Origin of the sequence: Lysinibacillus sp. NPDC093712 (assembly GCF_050280025.1) — a bacterium.
Lineage (GTDB): Bacteria > Bacillota > Bacilli > Bacillales_A > Planococcaceae > Lysinibacillus.
The window spans coordinates 1-1108 of sequence record NZ_JBNNUU010000021.1 but is presented as its reverse complement, the minus strand read 5'-3'; the positions used below and the strand labels follow the sequence as shown (position 1 = coordinate 1108).

Sequence of the window (1108 nt, the reverse complement as noted above, 5' to 3'; positions counted from 1 at the left end):
ACCAGTGTGCGGATTTGCCTACACACACGCCTTACTGCTTGGACGCGCACAACCAACGGCGCGCTTACCCTATCCTACTGCGTCCCCCCATTTCTCAAACGGTGAGGAGGTGGTACAGGAATATCAACCTGTTGTCCATCGCCTACGCCTATCGGCCTCGGCTTAGGTCCCGACTAACCCTGAGCGGACGAGCCTTCCTCAGGAAACCTTAGTCATACGGTGGACGGGATTCTCACCCGTCTTTCGCTACTCATACCGGCATTCTCACTTCTAAGCGCTCCACCAGTCCTTCCGGTCTGACTTCAACGCACTTAGAACGCTCTCCTACCACTGACATCGTAGATGTCAATCCACAGCTTCGGTGAATCGTTTAGCCCCGATACATTTTCGGCGCAGCGTCACTCGACCAGTGAGCTATTACGCACTCTTTAAATGATGGCTGCTTCTAAGCCAACATCCTGGTTGTCTGTGCAACGCCACATCCTTTTCCACTTAACGATTACTTTGGGACCTTAGCTGGTGGTCTGGGCTGTTTCCCTTTTGACTACGGATCTTATCACTCGCAGTCTGACTCCCGTGTATAAATATCTGGCATTCGGAGTTTGTCTGAATTCGGTAAACCGGGATGGCCCCCTAGTCCAAACAGTGCTCTACCTCCAGTATTCTCATCACGAGGCTAGCCCTAAAGCTATTTCGGAGAGAACCAGCTATCTCCAGGTTCGATTGGAATTTCTCCGCTACCCACACCTCATCCCCGCACTTTTCAACGTGCGTGGGTTCGGGCCTCCAGTAAGTGTTACCTCACCTTCACCCTGGACATGGGTAGATCACCTGGTTTCGGGTCTACGACCACGTACTAATTCGCCCTATTCAGACTCGCTTTCGCTGCGGCTCCGCCTTCTAAAGCTTAACCTCGCACGTAATCGTAACTCGCCGGTTCATTCTACAAAAGGCACGCTATCACCCATTAACGGGCTCTAACTACTTGTAGGCACACGGTTTCAGGATCTCTTTCACTCCCCTTCCGGGGTGCTTTTCACCTTTCCCTCACGGTACTGGTTCACTATCGGTCACTAGGTAGTATTTAGCCTTGGGAGATGGTCCTCCC

At 52.2% G+C, this 1108-nt stretch carries 1 rRNA gene (cut by a window edge); it reads right to left on the bottom strand.

What is annotated here, in order from left to right:
- A 23S ribosomal RNA gene (locus ACQKNX_RS25610) occupies positions 1–1108 on the bottom strand (its annotated part extends 1468 nt beyond the left edge of the window); the annotation flags it as partial.